The organism is uncultured Methanobrevibacter sp. (assembly GCF_900314695.1).
Classification (GTDB): Archaea; Methanobacteriota; Methanobacteria; order Methanobacteriales; family Methanobacteriaceae; genus Methanocatella.
On the sequence record NZ_OMWD01000021.1, the window covers coordinates 17011 to 40150 of the forward strand.

General features: G+C 29.9%; 10 protein-coding genes and 1 pseudogene. 4 read left to right on the forward strand and 7 right to left on the reverse strand.

What is annotated here, in order from left to right; genetic code table 11:
• Window positions 1-19: 19 nt before the first annotated feature.
• The 7 genes and pseudogenes from QZN45_RS07820 to QZN45_RS07855 all read right to left on the reverse strand — a co-directional run bounded on the left by QZN45_RS07820 (window position 20) and on the right by QZN45_RS07855 (window position 5798).
• A complete protein-coding gene (locus QZN45_RS07820) occupies window positions 20-973 on the reverse strand; it encodes a hypothetical protein (protein WP_296812304.1) in 954 nt (317 codons plus the stop codon).
• On the reverse strand, window positions 963-2768 hold the full coding sequence (locus QZN45_RS07825; protein WP_296812305.1) for an AAA domain-containing protein: 1806 nt from the start codon (window positions 2766-2768) through the stop codon (window positions 963-965). Before QZN45_RS07825 ends, QZN45_RS07820 begins: the two co-directional genes overlap by 11 nt.
• A 62-nt stretch (window positions 2769-2830) precedes the next feature.
• The gene (locus QZN45_RS07830; protein ID WP_296812320.1) at window positions 2831-3052 is read right to left on the reverse strand and encodes a DUF2188 domain-containing protein; all 222 of its coding nucleotides are present in this window, start codon (window positions 3050-3052) and stop codon (window positions 2831-2833) included.
• Between the two features lie 94 nt (window positions 3053-3146).
• On the reverse strand, window positions 3147-3602 hold the full coding sequence (locus QZN45_RS07835) for a hypothetical protein (RefSeq protein ID WP_296812307.1): 456 nt from the start codon (window positions 3600-3602) through the stop codon (window positions 3147-3149).
• A gap of 80 nt (window positions 3603-3682) precedes the next feature.
• Window positions 3683-3823, reverse strand: coding sequence for a hypothetical protein (locus QZN45_RS07840; RefSeq protein WP_296812308.1), 141 nt, complete (start codon window positions 3821-3823; stop codon window positions 3683-3685).
• Window positions 3824-4311: 488 nt separating this feature from the next.
• A pseudogene (gene rhuM, locus QZN45_RS07850) lies at window positions 4312-5342 on the reverse strand (RhuM family protein).
• A gap of 141 nt (window positions 5343-5483) precedes the next feature.
• Window positions 5484-5798, reverse strand: a complete 315-nt coding sequence (locus tag QZN45_RS07855) for an HNH endonuclease (protein WP_296812314.1) — start codon at window positions 5796-5798, stop codon at window positions 5484-5486.
• Between the two features lie 1166 nt (window positions 5799-6964).
• On the opposite strand from QZN45_RS07855, the gene QZN45_RS07860 reads away from it, so the two are divergent.
• The 4 genes from QZN45_RS07860 (at window position 6965) to QZN45_RS07875 (ending at window position 22723) form a co-directional block, all read left to right on the forward strand.
• Window positions 6965-8560, forward strand: a complete 1596-nt coding sequence (locus tag QZN45_RS07860; protein WP_296812315.1) for a hypothetical protein — start codon at window positions 6965-6967, stop codon at window positions 8558-8560.
• A 62-nt stretch (window positions 8561-8622) separates the two neighbouring features.
• Window positions 8623-11424, forward strand: a complete 2802-nt coding sequence (locus QZN45_RS07865; RefSeq protein WP_296812316.1) for an Ig-like domain repeat protein — start codon at window positions 8623-8625, stop codon at window positions 11422-11424.
• A gap of 60 nt (window positions 11425-11484) precedes the next feature.
• Window positions 11485-17118, forward strand: a complete 5634-nt coding sequence (locus QZN45_RS07870; protein WP_296812317.1) for a PQQ-binding-like beta-propeller repeat protein — start codon at window positions 11485-11487, stop codon at window positions 17116-17118.
• A 55-nt stretch (window positions 17119-17173) separates the two neighbouring features.
• Complete coding sequence (locus tag QZN45_RS07875; protein WP_296812319.1) at window positions 17174-22723, forward strand: Ig-like domain repeat protein; 5550 nt, start codon at window positions 17174-17176, stop codon at window positions 22721-22723.
• Window positions 22724-23140: the final 417 nt, after the last annotated feature.

The window sequence follows — 23140 nt, forward strand, 5'->3', positions numbered from 1 at the left end:
AATTAAACTTATTTAGTTATTATCTATAAAAATAATGTTCTAAAAATTCAAGTTCTTTTAAAATAGAGTAACTACTTTTTATTATACAATATATTGAATAAATAGTAAATGATAATATGATTATAAGTAAAAAAGAATATACATTTGTAAATAAGAAATTCATACTAAATAAATCCAAATTTATCAATGTTGTTGGTTTAAAAAGGGGTTGGATATATGAGGTTATGCATAATAATATAATTGAAATCATTGTTAAAATTGATGATATAAAATAATTTTCACCATCTTTTTTAATTTTCTTTCTAATTTCACTTTTTTCTTCTAATATTGAGCAATAATTAAATGATGCTGTTGATAGGGCTATACATAACATAATTATGGCTATTAATAAAGCAAAAGATTGTATTGAAAGAATATTATCTAAAATTGTATTCATTAATTCAACTCCTTTTGGATTTGATAAAATTAGGTTAAGTGCAATTGCACCAGTAAATGCATAATTTGATTGAAGGGTATTATTTTTTGGAAATATTACTTCTCTAACAATATTTGTGAAATATATGCTCATAGCAAATGTTATTGTAAATAAAATCATAAAGGAGTTAGTATTTTCATAATTAATATAATAATTGAAACTTGCAATTAAGGGTATGAAAATTAATGATATGTAACCAATAATTTTAGTGAGTTTAGTGAATTTTTCTTTAAATGATGTAGATTTGGTAGATATTTTTTTTACAAAAATAATATTCAAAATCGAACAAGAGATTGATAATGTGAATAATAGGATTAGGATAATACTTTTAAAAGGAGCAATATTGATATTTTTGGAAATGAATATTCCTGTAATAATCAAAAGGTAAGATAATGGAATATAATATTTATAATTTTTTAATATTTTTAGGATAATGTTTGTCATGGTATCTAGTTCCGCATATGTATGATAGTATTCTTTTTTTAAACTATTCTTCATTTTTGATATTTATAATTTTACAGTAATTCTTACAGAAGTCTATAAACTCTTTATAATCATCATTACTTTCTAATGTTTTCCTATTTCCGATTATAATTAATTTTTTCTTTGCACGAGTTAATAAAACATTTAACCTTTTCATATCTTTTAAAAATCCAATTTCACCCTTTTTATTACTTCTAACCATAGATGCTATAATAATGTCTCTTTCACTACCTTGAAATCCGTCTGCTGATTTAACATCTACTTCTGTTTTTTTGCCAATCAATCGAACTTGATCTGCGTATGTTGCAATGATTCCAATATGTTTTTTCTTAATGCCTTTTTTTAAATACATTTGAGCAATCTCTAAAGCAATTTTAGCTTCTAAATTATTTATATAAGAATCAGAGGAATTTAGTTTAGACTCTTTATTGTCTTCATGTTCTGAAGTATCAATAAATATTAATGGACTGCTAGAATCATATCTTTCAAGAACCCCTATATTTAAATAATAATTTTTAGATTTTTCACTGCATATTAATTTATTCTCATAAAATTTTTTATTTGGATATTCCATAAGGATTTCATTCATCCGATATTGGATTAATAATTCTTGTGATTGTTGAGGATACTTTTCTATAAGTTCTTCAAACAATGATTTTTTCAGATGCACACAATCGTTGTTTAAAATAACTGGAGGCAATTGTTTGTGATCACCAATAAGGATAAATTTTTCTGCTTTATTAATAGGTATTAAAACACTTGGAACTGTTGCCTGCGATGCTTCATCAATTATTGCAATATCAAAGCCAATATTTTCTAAACTTCTTCTAGCTACTGTAGAATTTGTTGCTAGAACTACATGACTACTCCTTAGAATTTCTTTTTCTATTTCTAATCTTTCTTCATAATCCATATCCTCAGCATATAATGGATGATTTTTTAATTTATGGTTAATTGTATGATTTTTTAGATGGCGAGGTATCTTATTTAAATCACCAATTCGAGTTTTATTTATCTCATGGTTTTCTAGTTTTTCAAGGATATTGTTTATAGCAACATTACTCTCGGCTGTAACTAGTATATTGTGACCTAATTTAATTTCTTGTAAAATTAATTCAACAATTGTGGTTGTTTTTCCTGTGCCAAAGGGGCCATGAATTAAGAAAAAATCCCTACCACTGACGGCATGTTTAACAGCTTCCTTTTGATAGTCATCTAATTCTTTGTTAATAAATGAAATATTTTTGTTTAACTCATATGTTTCTGGAGCTATTCTGCCGAGTTTAAACTTTAAAGCTTTTTTACCCTTTTCATTTAAATGTATTAAATTACGTTCCCATCTAGAAAAAGTTGTTTCATTTATAATCAAATCAATTCTAGCGAGATTATTTTTACTAAAGTTTGGAATTTTTTCTTTAGCTTGAATCGTAATGGAATTAGAATCAATTTCTTTTATTTTACAGTTTATGTTCTTTATGTCTGTGTTGGTGATTGTCACTACACATTTGTCTCCCTTTTTTATATCAGTGTTTATTTTTTTAGCTCTTGAAAATTCTAGAATGTTTCTATATTTTCCGGTATGTATTTCACATTTTAAATTATTGATTGTCCGACCTTCTTTTTCTCTTTCTTCAGAAGGCATAGTAGTTACTTCTGAAACCATTCTTGCTTTCACAGTATTTTTTTCAGCTTTTATCAATCCTAAAAGTTCATCAACTTCATTTTCAACAGATTCATCTTCAATTCTCGAAAATTCATCTAAGTCATAATCATAATACTCATTTATTGAGAAATAGTTGTTTTGTTCCATAATATTTTCCTTAATCTTGTAATTTTTTAATTTAAGAAGATAAATTAAAAAAATTTACTTTATTAACCTTTGGTTTTTTTTAGGATAGTCCTTTCTGTTGTAAGTATTGGCTCTCTTATTTTACCGTCTCTTCCATGAATGATGACTTCGGTATTGCCTTGCCTTTTGGCTTGGTCTTGTGCTGAACTTATTGCTTCAGTTTGTGTTTGGTGAACTGAAGATGCCCTTTTTGCATGAGATTTTTTGTTAGACCATGTGCCTTTGTCATTTGGAACAACATGGATTGATTTTCCTTACCCCCCCATTTTTTCACCTCCTTTAGGTTATTATTAAAGATGTTTGAACCATTCATTTAGAATGGTTCATTGATTTTAATTTCTAAAAGAAGTATTCTCTTCCTCTATCTGTGAATTTAAAAAACAATCCGCTGGCCATCTGTTTAAGTGTAATATACTTTTGTTTTTCTAAATCATTAAGTACTGCTCCAACATATATTGGGGGAATATTTAATTCTCTAGATATTGTTGTGTTGTTATTGAATTGTTTTGAATCTTTAGCTATTAAAGAAGTAACTTCATTGAAGATCTTGTCATAATCTTTTATGTATTCTTTCCCATAAAAGGCACCTTTAGGTGTTAGTTTTACCTCAGGCATTCTTTTGCTACTTGGTTTATATGTTATTATGTAGCCTTCAATTTCCATCACTTTAAGAACATGTATGAATTCGTCTTCATATTCGTCTTCTTCACTCATTAGTGTTTTTGCATCAATCAAACCAATGTTTTTATCTTGTTCAATCATATTTAAAATATCTTTGATAATTCTTATTTTCATGTTACCCTCTCCATTTTAATATTATAGTTTTTTTTAAATTAAAATTAGATTCCGTAATGGAATCTAATTATTCAGAGTTATTATTCTTTTAAATAAGTGCAGTTTCTACACTTAGGGCATGGGGGTAACTTATCGGTTAAATTATCAAGAGTAACTTTAAAATTATCCCTAGTACAAATGTAGGTTCCTACACCAGGTTCTTCTCCACAATGGTATTCCATTGGCATACCTCCTATTCAATTAATTTTCAAAGTTTGGTGTAGAAAAAATTATTTCAATAAATATAAAAAAGTATAAAATCAGCATCAAGTTTATAAGTTATGGAAAACATTTAAATATGTCTTCAAGTAAACTCTTTATTATAAAACTTCATACTAGTATACTGTTTTATAATTGTCTTGTTGTTTTTCTTATTATCAATTTGGGGTTGATAATAAGAATCAACATTCATAATATTTTTCTTACCTATTGTTATATTAATTTTCTTTATATATTAAGTTATCGATATGTTAGTATTTTATAAAATCGACACTTTTAATATTATATTATTTTAGTGGTTATATAAATAATTAGAGAGAGCATTTGAAAAGTAATATTTTCTATATCCTAAATTATTCTACTATAATTTCCAATCTTAGGGGATATTGCTAAAACTCAATCTCCTTAAATAATTTTAAAGTATCTAGGAGGTGTATTCTCTAGATATGTATTATTTCTTACCTTCCAGCCGTTTAATGGACTTAATCAGGTTATCAAAATCAGATTCATAATTCCTGTCCTGATCTATTCTAAATTCCTTATACTCATTAATCGCATGGGCTTTGGCTTCAACAGCTGAAACTTTACCTTTTCCTTCCAATAGTGGCAGTTGGCTTAATTCAAGATATCCGTAAAGCAATGTTTTCCAGTCTTTCATGAATGTTGGTTTTTGGGAATTCGCCCTTGTTTCTGCCAAGGTCAAAAAACCGTCAACCAAGGTATTTAGTGAATCAGTTCCATTTCGTTTAAGTAGTTTTTTGAAATTACCACATCTGCCTGCAGGATTTTTCCATGAGGTGCATCTTCCCATGTTGTAAGTCCCATGTTAAGTTTGTTTTTGTCGCTGCGGGATTTTATGATTTCAGCGGCGGTCTGGCCGGTTATTGCAAAAAGTAGCATGTTCTGTACTGTGGCAAAGAAGTCTTTTGTTTCATCAGTGTCTAGATTGTAATCTGCACTTGTTGCATATAAATCTGTGATTTTTTGGTTGAATCTTCTCTCTGAAGCACGTATTTCTCGGATTCGGGAAAGCAAATGGTCAAAGTAGTCTTTTCCAAATCTTGAGCCTTTTTTCAGTAATTCATCATCCAGTGCAAAACCTTTGACAATATACTCCTTAAGCACGCCTGTCGCCCACCTGCGAAAGTGTGTTGCCTGTTTGCTGTTTACACGATAACCGACTGAGATAATGGCATCCAGGTTGTATAATATCGGTTGTGTTTTCGCATCAGGGTTTATAATAACGATTTCAGTATTATTGAAATCGTTCGGATTGAAGGTAACTTCCGATTTTACTAATTCTCCAGACTCAAAAATATTATTTAAATGAGTACTTATTGTATTGATATTTTTGCCAAATAATTCAGCCATTGTTTTTTGTGTAGTCCACATTGTGTCATTTTCAGAATCAATAATTACCTTTATGGCCACTGCTCCGTCTTCACTGGTATATAATAATGTTTTTACAATTTCATTATTCATATTCAAGCTCCTGAGTCTAATTGATATAATAATAAGTAGGTTTATAATGTATATAAAGAATTAGAGAGAGAGCATTTGAAAAGTAAGATTTTTCTATATACTAAGCTAGTTTGCTACAATTTTCGCTCTTAGGCGATATTACTAAAACCTGAACTCCTTAAAGAATTTCAGAAGTGTCACGGGATTGGTATTTTCCAGATTATAAAATGCATGATACTTTTTATGACACCAGTGACATAAGGTTATGCCGTTGTCTAGATCAAGTCTAAGCGGAACAAAATTCTTAAACGAGAAGACATGGTGTGCTTCCAAGTGCTGGTTGGCTCCGCATAAAACGCACTCTTCATTATCCCTTTCTTTTATACATTTAAACCAGTCCTTATACTCTTTGGTGTTTCTTACTTCATCTATGTTTTTGCTTTTTGAAATGTCAATCCATTCGTCTTTTTGGCTCATGATTATTCCTCACTGAATTTAAGAGTAGCTATTTATACTAAAAGGTAAAAAAGTTAAAACTGTAAAATAAAAATTGAAAATTATTTTACTACCTATTAAAAGAGAAAGTAATTGTTTTGGATTGTATTAAAGTATTTTTTTTAGACCTCAACAAAAAAATTAAAAAATGCTTAATTTCAATGTTTTTATTTGCTTTCAATCACTCGATAGGTTTTTGGGAAAAACCCGGTTTTTCCTTTGGTCTTGAAAAATCACACAGATTTTTGATGACCTGGTGATGTTCGGACATTGTATCAATGTATCTGATTTTTAAACTTTAATTGAACTCCTTTTGAATTAAATAAATCAAGCTTTAGACCATTATTATTTATTAAATTAAACTTAAATTTACCTAAAACCCAATTTAGTACAGATAACTTTAATATCTATACATATAATATTGTTTATCTATTTATTAATATATACTTTCTCATTATTCAATCATATTTGAATTTTTTAAAAGGCGTTAAATCATTATTTTCCAATGATTTTTTTGCAAAAAGAAATATCAAGGATTTTAAATGAGATTAATAAAAAAAATACTCATATAAAATATTCAATTGCTCATTTTAAATGCAAACGAATTTTTTCATTAAATTTAACTGCCTGAATGAAAAATCACAAATGTCAACCAAATTTCAAAAAAACATCAAAAAAATCTTACATTATCCACCAGTTTACAACAAGTTAACCGATAATATTCACCTGATTAATCCAAACTCAACAAATAACATTCAATTCACAATTTTAGACAGTAAATAACCGGATAAATCAATTAACCAAATTTTTTAAGGCAGTTTTTAAAATTAACCAAAACACGTCCTAAAAAATCAAGGTAACCAAAAGGTTACCATCACTTAAAACGAATAAAACAAACTAAAAGAACGTTATAACTTTAACTACCAAAAAATCATCACCAAAAAAATAAAAACACAAATTTTAAACTTGAATTTCAATATTTAAACTGATTATCAAAACTTTTATAAAAGAAGTAATGTCCGAGACATTGATACAATACATGAAACTTTGGCGAGCAAATTGAAACTCTTTTTGAAAAACAACCTTGATTTTGGCAGATTCCAAAAAAAGAATTCGTCAAAATCTTCTAGAAAAACGAGGTTATTAAGATGAAGAGTAGGAATAAAACAATACTACTAATTTCAATGTTAGTAATGTTAATCTGCTGTGTAAGCGCAGTAAGTGCAACAGACGCAGACAACATTACCGTACCTGATGATACTCCTGTCATTGAAATAGATGATGCTGTAGATTCAGTAGATGAAGTTAAAATCGATGAAAACGATAACGGTGATGACAATCCAGTAACCACCTCAAAAGCAGTTACTGTAACTGACACTGATTATAGCAAATGTTTTGACAGTAATGGTTACTTGAATGATGATGCTGTTACTGAATTGACATTTAGTGGAAACTTTAGTGCAAAAAGTTTCGGAAACTTTAAAATTAATAAAACAATTCCATTAAATGTTGCAGGAGCAACCTTTAATGATGTAAGTTTTGATTTATTGGCTGATAACTTAGTTTTAGACGGTGCTAGATTTGTTTACAATTCACATGGTGCTGTTGTTTATGTTGACTCAGATAATGATGTCGTACAAAACTTAAACATTGTTGTAAATACTCCAAGTACTGCTGATACCTTTGCGATACTTGTTGAAAATTCTAAAAATGTACAAATATTAAATAATGTAATTACATATACTGCTTCAACTGCTAATCAAAATTGTTATAATCATGTGATTAGAGTTGATGGTGGAAAAAATGTGACTGTCTCAAGAAACAATATAACTGCTTACTTGCCTTTAAAAAAAGTAGACTTTGACCAACCTTACCCAAGTATCTACACTGACAAAGTTGCTGGTGTAGCTGTACAATCCTCCAATGAGTTTAAATTTACTTATAATAGATTATTAGTAAATGTATCAGTAACTAATTATGATTATCCGACATTAGATGCATTAATTATTGTGGATTCTAATAACTCATACATTGGTCACAATACAATTATTGAGATTGATGATGAAACCGAAGAAGGGAATAATAATTATTTATATGCAATTGATATTTACCAATGTTATGATATAACTATAGATGATAATAATATTACTTTAGAAAGTAAAGGCGGATCTATTATTCCAGGTACTAATAATGGTACTGGTACAGCATATGGTATTCAGTTAACTGGTGGTCATACTGGTGTAACAATATCTAATAATTATATTCATACTTCTAATAACGGTCCAAATGCAGGTATCTACTCACAAAACTTTATGGGTAGAACTGAGTTAACAATTACTGATAACACTATTTATGTTGAAGGTAATGCTGGAGAACATGAATGGTCATTAGTAACTGGTATGGAATTAGGCGATGACTATGCATATGTTGAGGGTAATACAATTACTGTAGTAAATAAAGCTCCTTATGAATCAGGAGATAATGCATATGGTATAAGTTATTCTCAATGGACTCCAAATGTTCATGTCTATGAAATCTATGATAATACAGTAACAGTAACAAATGGGGATTATGCAGTATATCTATTAAGTGCTGATGATACTAATGTCAATAATAATTGTTTAGATACAACAAATTATTGTTGTGACAATGCAGTTATTATTGGTAGTGGTTCCAATAATGATGTTTCAGATAATTATTGTACCCAATGTTCAAATTGTCCAAATTGTTCAGGGTGCCATTAAAAAACAATGTTAAAATATTTTAATGAGGGTAATGATTAACATTACCCTCAATTGATGATAAAATGAAGATAAAGTATTTTTTTATATTTATATTTATATTATTAGTAATCGGATCAATTGGTTCAATTTCAGCAATTGATGTGAATTCATCTACTTTTACAGAGGATATTGCTTCAAATCAATTTAATATTGATAATAATATTGATCTAGAATTAACTAATGATGAACCAATCTTTTCTCAAGTGGATAACATTAATGGGGTAAGTCAACCTGAAGATTCACGTGAAATATATGTTGGTCAGAATATTACTGAAAATGGTGGAAATGGATCTTATGAAAATCCATTTTCTACATTAGATTTAGCTTGTAAAAATGTTAGTGGTGAAGATAAAGTAACTGTAAATATATTTAATGGAACATATTATATTGGGTCTGAATTAAAATTTAACACAAATAATTTATTTATTCAAGGAATAAATGGTAAAGTTGTGATAAAAAACATGTATGACCAAACCAAAGCAAAACAGTCTTTTGGTTTGACTTCATCTTCAGCAAATTTTACAATATCCAACATTATTTTTGATGCTTCACAATGGTCTAAAGGATACTCAACAAGGCAATGGTTTGTTGCATTTTATGGAAATGCAAATATAGGAACTTTTATTAATTGTACATTTACTGGAAAAACATATGCAACTGGAGTAAAAAAAGAATTTAATGTGAATTACATTAATTGTACTTTTAATTATTATGGAATGAATAAACTTTTTTATAATACTCTTGGGGATAAATTAGATATTACATATTGTATTATAAATAATTGTATTTTTTTATTACCTGATGTTGAAATGATTTCATCATCTATATATTCAAATAAAAATATTACATTAAATAATATTTGGTTTGGTCAAAATTCTATTCCTGATTATATGAAAGGGATTTCCGGTTTAGATAGTACGGGTAGTCGTATTGACCCAATAGATATTTCAGTAGAACAATATGCAATTTTTTCCTTTTCTGAAAATTACATGGGTAATAATCAATATGAGATAATAGGTAAATTATGTTGGAATGGAACTAATGATACTGTAGGAACTACTTTTAATTTTTCTCCAATGACTGTCAATTTAACATCAGCTACTGGTGAAATTGTATCAAGTGTTACTTTAGAAAACGGAATGTTTAGAGTTGTTTATACAAGTAATTCCTCAGATAATACTGTTACTGCTAAATTGGATTATGAAACTATTGATTTAAACTTTACAAATGTTGATATTAATTTGGATGCTCCAGGTATTTACTATGGGGATGACCAAAAGATTGCAATAACATTGCCTCAAGCAACAAATTCTACAATTAATATCACAGTCAATAATAAAACTTATGAATTGAAGGTAAATGATTCATCATTAGCTACTTTCACTGTTCCTGAAGTTTTAAAAGAAGGAAAATATGCTGTTGAAGTGGTATTAAATGATGTTGAAAATCATATTTATGGAGTTAATTCCACAGAATTAGTTGTATCTAAAGTCGGTGATTACACTTTTACATCTATTGTTCCAACTGATGCTAAAGTAGACGACACTGTAACTATCAATGTTGAATTGCCATCAGACGCTACTGGAACTGTAATTGTAAGTGTTGGTGACAACAATTTCTCAGCTGATGCTTCAGCAAATGTTGAAATCAACATAACAGGATTAGTTGCAGGAGATAACAATATTATAGTTACTTACTCTGGTGATGACAAATACGTTAACAAATCATCTGAAAGTATTTTAACAGCAGAAAAAGTCGAATTAGATATAACTAATGAAACTTTAAATGTTGAAACACCAGAAGGCACTGTAAACCCAGAATTCAGCATTGCCTTACCAAACGATGCAACAGGTAACTTAACAGTCATTGTTAATAACAAAACATACACTCAAGAATTAGTAAACGGTAGTGCAAAAATCACTGTTGACGATTTAACTCCAGGAGATTACAACGCAACAGTAACATACACAGGTGATGATAAATACGATGTAATCACTACAACTACCAATTTAACAGTTCCAAAAGTGAATGTGCCAATAAACAACAATACATTAGTTACTGACACTCCAAAAGGGACCACAACACCAGAATTCAGCATTGCTTTACCAAATGATGCAACAGGTAATCTAACCGTAACAATCAACGGTAAAAACTACACCCAAGAGTTAGTAAATGGTAGTGCAAAAGTAACAATCCCTAACCTAACTCCAGGAGATTACAATGCAACAATAACCTACTCTGGGGATGACAAATACGATCCAATAGTGTCTAATATTGCTGTATCTGTTCCAAAACCAGTACTAACTGCTAAAAATTTCTCCATGCTATACACAAGTGGAACAAAATACACCGTACAAGTAAAAGTAGATGGAAAAGCAGTAACTGGAAAAATAGTTAACTTTGTAATAAATGGTAAAAAAACAACTGCAAAAACCGATAAAAACGGATATGCATCTGTAAAAATTACCTTGCCTCCAAAATCAAAAGCATACAAAGTAACTGCAAACTATTTAGGGGTAAAAGTAACCAACAAAGTAACTGTAAAAAGCATAGTCGTAGCTAAAAACCTAAAAGCTAAAAAATCAGCAAAAACACTTAAAATCAAAGTAACTTTGAAAAAAGTAAATAAAAAATACTTAAAAGGTAAAAAAGTAACCTTAAAATTCAAAGGCAAAACCTACAAAGTAAAAACCAATAAAAAAGGAGTTGCAACATTTACAATCAAAAAGAATGTATTAAATAAACTCAAAGTTGGTAAAAAATACTCATACAAAGTTACTTATGGAAAAGACAGTGTAAACAAAAAAATTACAATTAAAAAATAGGGATTTAAATTAATCCCTATTATTTCTTTATTTTTTTTATAGTGGGAGGTTAATTGGTCTATGAATTTCAAAAATTCGTTTATTATTCTTCTTTTATTAATATTGCTTTTTTCAATTTGTTCGGTATCAGCAAATCAAGACCTAAATGATACAATAACAAAAGGTGATTCAGCAATTGAAATAACTCCAGTAAATGAAGATATAACTTATTTAAATTCTGAAGATAATTTGTCTAATGATAAATTACTTAAATCAACACCACCGGATTCATTAGACAATAATGATGAAATGATAATTGTTAATAATTGGGATGAATTACAGTATTATTGTTCATTAACTGATAAGGATTACACATTAAAATTAAAGGAAAATACTAATTTTTACCCAGATCCTACTGATTTTAACAGTCAAATTAAAATCAACAATAATGTTAGAATTATAGGTTCTCAAGGAGCTTATTTTGGAGATACTTCACCGCATAGGGTTTATATTGATGATACACATCATACTGTTATAGATAATGGTGAAATAATTAATAGTTATAATCCAATTATCGTGCCAGATGACTCAAAAATTGGCATAACTTTAGAAAACATCACATTTAAATGGATTTATATAAAAAATTTAAAACCTGATGCAATTTTCCTGCAAATGGGTGGAAATGCCAAAAATGTAATAAAAAATTGTATTTTTAAAGATAATACATTGTCTGGTGGTCATTCATGTTTAGTTTATCTTAAAAAAGGAGATGCGATATTAGAAAACTGTTCATTTACCAATTGTACAACAGATTTTGGTTGTGTAAGTTTATATGATCCTAAGTCATATACTAGTGCACGAATGACTGTTAAAGATTGTTATTTTGAAAATAATTTTGCAAGAACTGAACCTGGTTGTATAAATAACTGTGCAATATTAACAGTTTATAATACTACTTTTTATAAAAATCGTGCAGGTTATTGGGCAGGTGCAATCCACACTCACTTCTGTGCAAGTGCAACAATTTATGATTCTAACTTTACAGATAATGTGGCTGGTTGGAATGGTGGAGCATTATACACTTACAGTGATTTAAAAATATATAATTCTATATTTGATGGAAACAATTGTACTACTAATAATGGTGGTGGAGCAATTGGAGCTTGTAAACATGTTTCCGCACCCCATATCTATATTGAAAATTCTTTATTTGAAAATAATGAGAATTTGTGCTGGGCTTTAGATGAATTATCAACTGATGGTACTGGTAGAGGTGGAGCAATTTCTTTAATGGATGAAGGCTCTTTAGAAGTCAGAAATACAACTTTTATTTCTAATGCTGCTTCAATAGGTACTGCAATATGTGCAATAGAAGCTGGAAGTTACGGATCACCGGACGTGATTATTGTCAATAATACTTTTATTAACCATACTCGTGCCGGGGATGTTTTAAAAGTTCGTGTGAAAGGTACGTTATGTAATATTTCTGATAATTATTATTTGGGCAATTCAATTGAATTTTCAAATTTAACATTAACTAAATTAAATGAAGGTAAGGAATATTCAACTTTACAAATCGCAGTTGATTTAAAAAATCCTTCATATTATGATTCAGATATTTTGGATAAAACATTCTATGATGTTTATGTTAATGGTAAATATGTTAAAACGGTTAACTCAACAATATTTACATTAGACTTTGGTGATTTGGACATTTGCAATGTTTATGTGATTCCAACAATTTCCAATAAAAAATCAAATGAGGTAACACTTGTAAGTACCCGTGAATATATTTTTGTCTCTAAACAAGGTAGTGACAACAATAATGGAACTACAAGAGATATACCGGTAAAAACTATTAAAAAAGCATTAGAGCTAGCTCGAAATTGTCAAAATATTATTGTTTTAGATGGAGATTACAGTGAAAATGTTGAAATTGATTATGATGTATCTTTAAAAGGAGAAAATGATGCAACATTAACTGATAAAATGTCTTTTGATGTTAATGCCAATAATTTCATCTTAAAAAATATCAATATTAAAAATTTAAATTCAAATCAATTCATCAAACAAAGCACAGGTAATCTAATTATTGATAATTGTATTTTTGAAAATAACCAAATATCTGAATTAATACAATCCAACTCAATAAAAATTACAAACTCAATCATACAAAATACCAAAGGATTAGTTATAAGTAGTAGTGGCTTATCAACAATTACCAACTCCATATTGTTAAACAATACTAATTTGATTAGTAGTAATGCTAATTATGATTTTGATGTTAATTGGTGGGGTAACACTTTGGAAAATTTCCTGGAAAAACCATTTAATAACATTAACAACTGGTTGGTATTAAATGCAACAAGCAACTGTAATTCTTTAGAAGTAAATCAAGTAGCTTTAATCAATTTTGGATTTTACTTATTTGAAAACAATACTGTTTCTAAATATAACAATTTAAGAGATATTGATTTAAAGATCACTCCAATAAACGGTACTTCTATCAACAAAACTTCAACAAACTCAAAAATAGAATATACACTAACTTCACTAAACAATGGCGAATTAATAGCAGAATACAAGAATATTAAAATAATCGTTAGTTTTGATTTTGTTAAAACAAATCCAAAAGTAGGAGTTCAAACTGAAAATATCATGTTTGGTGATGATTTAACAGTTAAAGTAACACTTCCAAAGGATGCAACAGGAAACATAACTGTAACTGTTGGCAATTCAAGTCAAAATAAAATAATCGATTCTAATAATTTGGTTTTCACATTCAACAATTTAAAAGCCAATAATTATGATATTGTCGTAGTGTATTTTGGTGATGATAAGTATCTATCCAAAGAAATTACTACTCAATCAAGTGTTTTAAAATATAATTCTACTACTGCTTTGGATATTGGTGTTTTTAATGTAGATGAGGACGTTATCTTGACAATCACTACTTTAAGTGATGCAACAGGAAATATCACACTTAAAATCAACGATAAAATCGAAACTTTAACATTAAACAACTCAAAAGCAACATACACTATTAAAAACATTAAAAGAGGGGATTATCTTATCTCTGTTATTTATAATGGTGATGATAAATATCTAAAAAGCAATGATACTAAATTCATTGAAGTAGATAATTTAAATGCAACACTTGCTGTAGATATTGATGATATTGTTTACGGACAGGATGCTGTAGTTCAAGTTGTTTTAAATGATGATGCAACTGGTAATATCACTGTTAGTGTTGATGGCATATCAAATACTGTTATTGTAAAAGATGGTAAGGCAACTGTTAAAATTAGTAATTTGGAAGCTGGTTTAAAAGAAGCTACTGTATTTTATACTGGTGATGATACTTACTTCAACAAGACAGTGTCACAAAATTTCACAATAAATAAAGCTGAACTGGTATTTGACATTACATCTGATGATATTAAAATAGGTCAGGATGCAATTGTCCATATCAGAGTTCCTGCAAAAACCACAGGTACTTTTACAATTGGCAGTGATATAATTACCCTTCCAATGTCTGGTATCATTGATTACATTATTTCTGATTTGGAAATCGGTGAATATGATATTACTGCAGTTTATAATGGAAATAATTACAATACTGTTTCAAATTCAACTTCATTTAGAGTTTTAGAATATCCTTCCCCTCAATGGGCAAATGAAGGGCAAAACAGTCAAAATACTGGTCAATCACCATACGAAAGCAACACCAACGGAGAAATAGCATGGTTTATTCAAATCAATAATGAAATCATTGGTAATTTAGTAATTGACAGTGAAGGAAACATTTATGTTGCAACTCATTCTGTAATCTATTCCTTTGATTGTAATGGTGATTTGAGATGGAATTATTCTTCTGAATCATTGGAAGGTAATTTCTCAGGTTTGTCTATTGGTCGTGACGTAATCGTATCTCCAAGTGAAGGAGACACATTATACTTCATAAACCAAACCAATGGATTAAAATATGGTTCATCAAATCTGTATCAGGGATCCAGTGCATTTGCTCCAATCATTGATTCAAATGCTAATTTATATGTTGTTAGTGAATATCAGCATGACTCAAACAGTTATAAATTGGTTAAAATTCCATATAAGTCATGGGAGTATGGTGGAGAAATTATATCTGTTGATTTGGGAAATGTCAAGCCGTTGACTGCTCCTGTTGTCAGTGATGATTTGATTGTTGTTTTATCTGAAGGTAGGCTTAGGGTAATTGATGCAAAAACTTTACAAACTAAATTCATCAAAGCAGGTAATTACGCAAATATAAAACCTGTCATTGGCGAAGGCAATATTGTTTATGCTTTTTTAAGTGATTCTATTGTTGCATATTCCATATCTGGTTCTCAATTATGGAAAACTAAAGTAACTGGTGGTGTTGGAAATAAATTAGTATTGGATTGTGAAAAAGGATTGTATTCAATCAATTCCAAAGGCAACTTATATAGGTATGATTTGATTAATGGTAAAGAATCATTAATATCCAGTTTAAAAGTTACTTCTGGTGTTTTAATTGGAAATAATGGTAATTTGTATCTTGCATCTGATGATACTTTTTATGAGTTAAATTCCAATGGTGAAATATTGTGGAAATCAACTATTGACTCTAATATTAACGGTAATCCTGTAATGGATGAAAAAGGAACAGTTTATGTTACTTCACAGGATAACAAAATCTATGCTTTAACACACGTTGAGTTAAAAGATCCTAATCTCATTGTCAATGTAGATGATAAATATATTACTGTGGATATTGACAGTCAGGCTACTGGTGATGTAATTTTCACTCTCGAAGGGAATGAATATAAAAATATTTTCAATAAGTCTATTGAAGATTTAAGTTCTGGAAGTTATCAATTAAACATTTCCTTTGCTGGTGATGGAAGATTTAATAGTGTTTCTAAAGTGATTAATTTTACAGTAAAACCTAAAGTTTTACCTGAAATTGAATCCAGTAAAAAAGATACTGTTTCTGTTAGTCTTCCAAGTGATGCAACAGGTCAACTGACTGTAACTGTTGGAAATAAAACATACACTCAGGAATTGGTTAATGGTAAAGCATCAATTTATGTTCCAGGTTTAGATTCAAGCAGTAATGTAGTTATTAGTTATTCTGGTGAGGGTAAATATGCTTCATTTACAAGGGAAGTTAATGTTGCATCTACTAAAGTAAAATTAACTGGCAGTAACTTAAACATGCTTTATACAAGTGGAAGTTATTATAAGGTTAAACTAACACAAAATGATGTTGCTTTAGTTGGAAAAACTGTTACTTTTGTTGTTAATGGCAAAAAGATAACTGGTGTAACTGATAAGAATGGAATTGCTTCTGTTAAAATAACACTTGCTCCAAAAACATACACTGTAACTGCACAGTATAGTAGTGTTAAGGTGTCTAATAAGGTAGTTGTTAAAAGCATTGTGTCTGCTAAGAATATAAATGCTAAAAAGTCTGCAAAAACACTTAAAATCAAAGTAACTTTGAAAAAAGTAAATAAAAAATACTTGAAAGGTAAAAAGGTAACTTTAAAGTTCAATAAAAAGACTTTTAAAGTAAAAACCAATAAAAAAGGTGTTGCAACTTTTACAATCAAAAATAGCATTTATAAAAAGTTAAAAGTAGGTAAAAAGTATACTTATCAAGTAACTTACCTAAAAAACACAGTTAAAAAGTCTATAAAATTTAAAAAATAAAAATAGGAATAATGTTTCCTATTTTTTTCTTATTTTTTTTAGGAAGTGAATTTTTATGAATATTAATCAAAAATTCTTCTTTTTAGTTTTATTTTTTGTGTTAATTCTTTCTTCTAGTTGTGTATGTGCTGAAGAAATTAATGAAATCAATTCAACTTCAATAAATCAATATTCTTTAGTTGAAACAGATAATTCTGATATTGTTGGTGCAATGAATTCTCAAAATGAATTGTTGAGTGATGAATCTGATGAAATTGTTGTTAATGATTGGGATGAACTTCAGTATTATTGTTCTTTAACTGATAGGGATTATACTTTAAAATTAAAGGAAAATACTAATTTTTATCCAACAAATCCAACTGATTCTAATTGTCAGATAAAAATTAATAATAATGTAAAAATTATTGGGAGTGTTGATTCTTATATTGGTGATTCTTCATTTCATCAATGTTACATTCCATCAGATGGAAATCATTATGTTTTGGAAGGAGGTCAATTTGTCACATATAATCCAATTGTTGTTCCTGATAATAATCGAAAAAGTTTAACTCTGGAAAATATTACATTTAAATGGATTTATTGTAAATATTCTCCTGATGCACTTTTTATGAAGTTGGGCGGTGGAGGTAATTATATAATCAAGGACTGTTCATTTGTAGGTATTACTAATGTTTTAGGAGATGGAAATATTATCCGTCTTCAAAAAGGTAAAGCAACATTAGATAATTGTTCTTTTATTAATTGTAGCGTTCCTAAAGGAATCATTGATATTTATGGGCAACAATCTATGATTGTGAATAATTGTTATTTTGAAAATAATTTTGCTTACGAACATACGACTTGTATCAAAAATTACGGAAATTTGAAAGTTTTTAATACCAAGTTTTATAAGAATCGTTCTGCTGCCTGGGCTGGTGGAATAACTACTTATGATCAGGGGGTTACTGATATTTACAATAGTAATTTTACAGGCAATGTTGCCGGTTGGAACGGTGGAGCCTTGTATTGCTATAATATAATGAATATCTATAATTCCACTTTTGTTGATAATAATTGTACTACTAATAATGGTGGTGGAGCAATAGGTGCTTGCCAATTTGTTGGAATTCCTAGAATCTACATTGAAAACTCTTTATTTAAAGATAATAATAATTTATGCTGGGCTTTAGATTCATTGTCCACTACTGGTACTGGTCGTGGTGGAGCAATTTCTTTTATGGATAAAGGTTCTATTGAAGTTAGAAATTCATTATTTATTTCTAATTCTGCTTCAATTGGGACTGCGATTTGTGCTTGGGAAGCGGGAAGTTATGGATCTCCTGATATTTATATTATAAACAATACTTTTATTAATCATACTCGTGCAGGTGATGTGTTGAATGTTAAGGTGATTGGAACTGTGTGTAATGTTTCTGGAAATCACTATATTGGAAACTCTATTGAATTTTCAAATTTAACATTAACTCCTTTAAATACGGGTAATGAACAAGCAACATTCAAAATCAATGTAAAATTATCTAATCCTGATTATTATGAAGATGATATTCTAGACAGGACATTTTATGATGTCTACATTAACAATAAGTATTCTAAAACTGTCAATTCTACTGTTTTTACTATTGATTTTGGTGATTTGGATATCTGTAATGTTTATGTTGTTCCGACTATTTCAAATAGTAAGTCTAATGAGGTTACTGTTGCAAGCACTCGTGAGTATATTTTTGTTTCAAAAAATGGCAGTGACAACAACAAAGGGTCTTCAAGGTCCTCTCCTGTAAATACGATTAATAAAGCTTTGGAGTTGGCTAAGGATTGCAGAAATATTATTCTTTTGGATGGTAACTGGAGTGAAAATCTCAAAATAGATTGTGATGTTTTAATTAAAGGTGAGAACAATGCTACGCTAACAAACACTGCTCAATTTGTTTTAAACAGTAATTTCACTCTTAAAAACATGAATGTCATAAACTTGAGTGTGGATAATTTCATCAGGCAGAATAGTGGTAATTTGATTGTTGAAAATTGTATTTTCAAAAACAATGCTGCTGTTAATTTAATTGATGCAAGGCATGCGGAAATATCAAAGTCAATCATTATAAACAATAATGCGACACTGATTAACAATAATGGCTATGCTTCAATCACTAACTCTGTTATTTTAAACAATACTGATATACTCAAAGGCAATCAAAACTATGTTTTGGATTATAACTGGTGGGGAAGTACTTTAAAAAACCCGGCCAAACCTGTGAATTTAAACATCAGCAATTGGCTGGTTTTAAATGCCACAAGCAGTGTTAATCGTTTAGAGCAAAATCAGGTAGCTTTAATTTCCCTTGGTTTTTATTTAAACAATGCCTCCAAGTATACCAATCTTCCGGAAATCGAATTCACTTACAATGCATTGAACGGCAATCTCGATTCAAGACTTGCATATACATTAACAGCTTTAAAAGACGGTGTTGTTACTGTTAACTATAATGATGTTTACTATGACATTATTTTTGAGTTTTTAAAGTCAAACCCTAATCTTCAAGTTAAAACAGAAAACGTCATGTTTGGAGAGGATGTTGTCATACAAATCAGCATGCCAAGTGATGCTTCAGGAAATGTTACTGTTGAGATTTCCAATTTGACACAAACAATGAAAGCCTCAAAGGACATGATTTTCACTTTCAAGAATTTAAAAGCTGATAATTACGTGGTTAATGCAGTTTTCAGCGGTGATGATAAGTATCTTCCACAGAATGCAACTTCAAATGTTCAGGTTTCAAGATATCCTTCAAAAACTGACCTGGAGATAAGTGAAATTAAAGTAAATGAGGATGTTTTGATTAGTGTTTCATGCTTAAGTGACGCACAGGGAAATGTAACCTTATACATTAACAATAAAGCTCACACATTGGCATTGACAAATGCTAAGACAACATATACTATCAAAAACATTACTCGTGGTGATTACATCATCAAAGCGGTGTATAATGGTGATGATAAGTATCTTGAAAGTCAAAGTTCGACCAAAATAGAAGTTGACAATCTAAATGCATCAATGTTAATTGAAGCAGCAGATATCATTTACGGTGAAAGTGCTGTAATCATTGTCAGGTTGAATGATAATGCAACTGGAAATGTCACTGTAACGGTTGACGGTAAGTCCAACTCATCAGGTGTAGTTGATGGTCAATCTGTAATTATTTTAAGCGGCCTTGAAGCGGGAGACAACAAGAACATCACTGTTTTCTATACTGGTGATGATACCTACTTTAATAAGACAGGGGCTACCGAGTTTACTATCTCAAAGGCAGATTTGACATTTGATATTTCTGCCGATAACATTAAGATTGGTCAGGATGCAGTAATACACATTAACGTTCCGGCTAAAACCTCCGGAACTTTCACAATCGGTGGGGATGTTATCACTATTCCATTGTCCGGTGCTGTTGAGTATGTCATAAGCGATTTGGCAATCGGCGAGTATGAAATAACTGCAATTTATGATGGAAATAATTACAATACTGTTCAAAATTCCACTACATTTGCTGTTTTGGAATATCCTATCTCACAATGGCCAAATGAAGGATTGGATTCCAAAAGCTCCTACAAGTCACAATATGGATCTGACACTAACGGTGAAATTGCATTTATTATCGATTTGGAGGAGGATATTGTTGGTGCTTTGACAATTGATAGTGATGGAAACATTTATGTTACAACACAAAACGGAATATATTCCTATGATGCTAATGGCAGTTTGAGGTTTGTTTTCACTCCTGATACTCGTGAGGGCAATTTTTCAGGAACATGCATCGGCCGTGATGTTGTTATTTCACCTAAATCAGGTGATACATTGTATTTTATCAATCAGACTACTGGTGAGAAGTATGGTTCTTCCAATCTTTATCAGGGTTCCAGTATTTTTGCACCGATTATTGATTCCAATGCTAATGTATATATTGTAAGCGAGTATCAGGTTACCTCAGGCAGGTATAATCTTGTCAAGATTCCTTATAGGATGTGGGAGTTCGGTGGAAATCCTATTTTGGTTGATCTTGCTAAAACAGCACCGTTATGCTCACCTACAGTTAATGAAAATATTGTTGTGGTGCTTTCTGAAAACAGGTTGAGGGTTTTGGATGCAAATACTTTGCAGTTCATTTTCATAAAATCAGGTAATTATGCAAATGTGTGTCCGGTTATCGGTGAAGGCAATATTGTTTATGCTGCATTAAGTGATTCTGTTGTTGCATATTCTATGTCCGGTTCTCAATTGTGGAAAAGCAAAATAACAAGTGGTGTCAGGCAATTGCTTTTGGATGAAGATGTCTTGTACTCTTTAAATGCTGACGGCAAATTGTATAGGTATGATGTTTTGACAGGTAAACAGGGATTAGTTTCCAATTTGAATATCACTTCTGGTGTTTTGATTGGAAATGACAGTAACTTGTACTTTGCTTCCAATAATATTTTCTATATGGTTTCAGGTGATGGTGAAATTTTGTGGAAGTCTGATTTGTCTACTAAAATTACTGGTAATCCTGTAATGGATAAAAATGGTGTGATTTATGTATCTTCTTTCGACAATAGGATTTTTGCCTTAACTTGTGGTGATTTAAAAGATCCTAATCTCACAGTCAGTGTTGATGATTCATACATCATTATTTCAGTTGACAGTCAGGCTGCTGGTAGTGTTTCATTTGATTTTAACAATGTTTCCTATGAGAATGTCTTCAATATCTCAATTTCTGATTTGGCTGAGGGCAACTATCAAATCAATGTTACTTACAGCGGTGATTTGAGATTCAGGCAAACTTCTGAAATTGTCACTTTCACAGTCAAACCTGAAGTTGTTCCAGAAATAGAATCAAACATAAAAGATACTGTATCAATCACTCTTTGTAAGGATGCAATCGGTAACTTGACTGTTATTGTAGGTAACTACACATGCACTTTGGAATTGGTTAATGGTAAGGTAGCTATTACAGTTCCGGGTTTGGATTCTATGGGTGATGTCACTGTGATTTATTCCGGTGACAGTAAATATTCTGGATTTAATAAGACAACAAATGTCGCTTTAGTGAAGTCCAAATTAACAGCCAATAACTTGAATATGCTTTATTCAAGCGGCAAGTACTTTAAGGTTAGGTTGACACAGAACTCAAATCCGATGGGAGGTAAGACTGTTGTTTTTACTGTCAACGGTAAAAAGATTACTAGGGTTACTGATGCTGATGGTTATGCTTTAGTTAAAATAACCCTCGCTCCAAAAACTTACTCTGTAACTGCTGAGTATAATGGGGTTAAAGTCAAAAATAAGGTTGTTGTTAAAAGCATTATTCAGGCGAAAAATGTTAACGCCAAAAAGTCTTCAAAGTCAATCAAAATCAAAGTTACCATCAAAAAGGTCAACGGTAAGTACCTTAAAAACAAAAAAATAACCTTAAAGTTCAACAAGAAGACTTTAAAAGCAAAAACCAACAAGAAAGGTGTTGCAACATTCACCATCAAAAACAGCGTCTACAAAAAGCTCAAAACAAACAAGAAGTACACCTATCAGGTCATCTACGGCAAAGACAAGGTCAAGAAGACAATAAAATTCAAAAAATAAATGGGGAATTTTTCATTCCTCAACTTTTTTTATTTTTTCATGTAGATTAACCATTTCAAAGATACTATTTTTATACTCAAAATCAATTTAATTGAAAATCCAATCAATTAAAATAGCTACATCACTAATCATAATTATAATTACTCACTCTTTCTTCAAGCATCAGGATACTTATTTCCAGTCATGGTTCCCGTTCAGTAACATAACTTATATATACTTGGTGGATAACTAAAAGATTACGAAATGGATTTTTATAGGAGACATCTGTTTAATCTATCGAAATAAAAAAGAGGTTATAAGAAAATGTATTACACTACAGACCAGGATTTAATTGAAGATTTTCACTTAAGGTCAGGTCATAGCGTTGGATCTAAAAAATCATACAGGACAGTATTCAACAAATACACAGCATTCCAC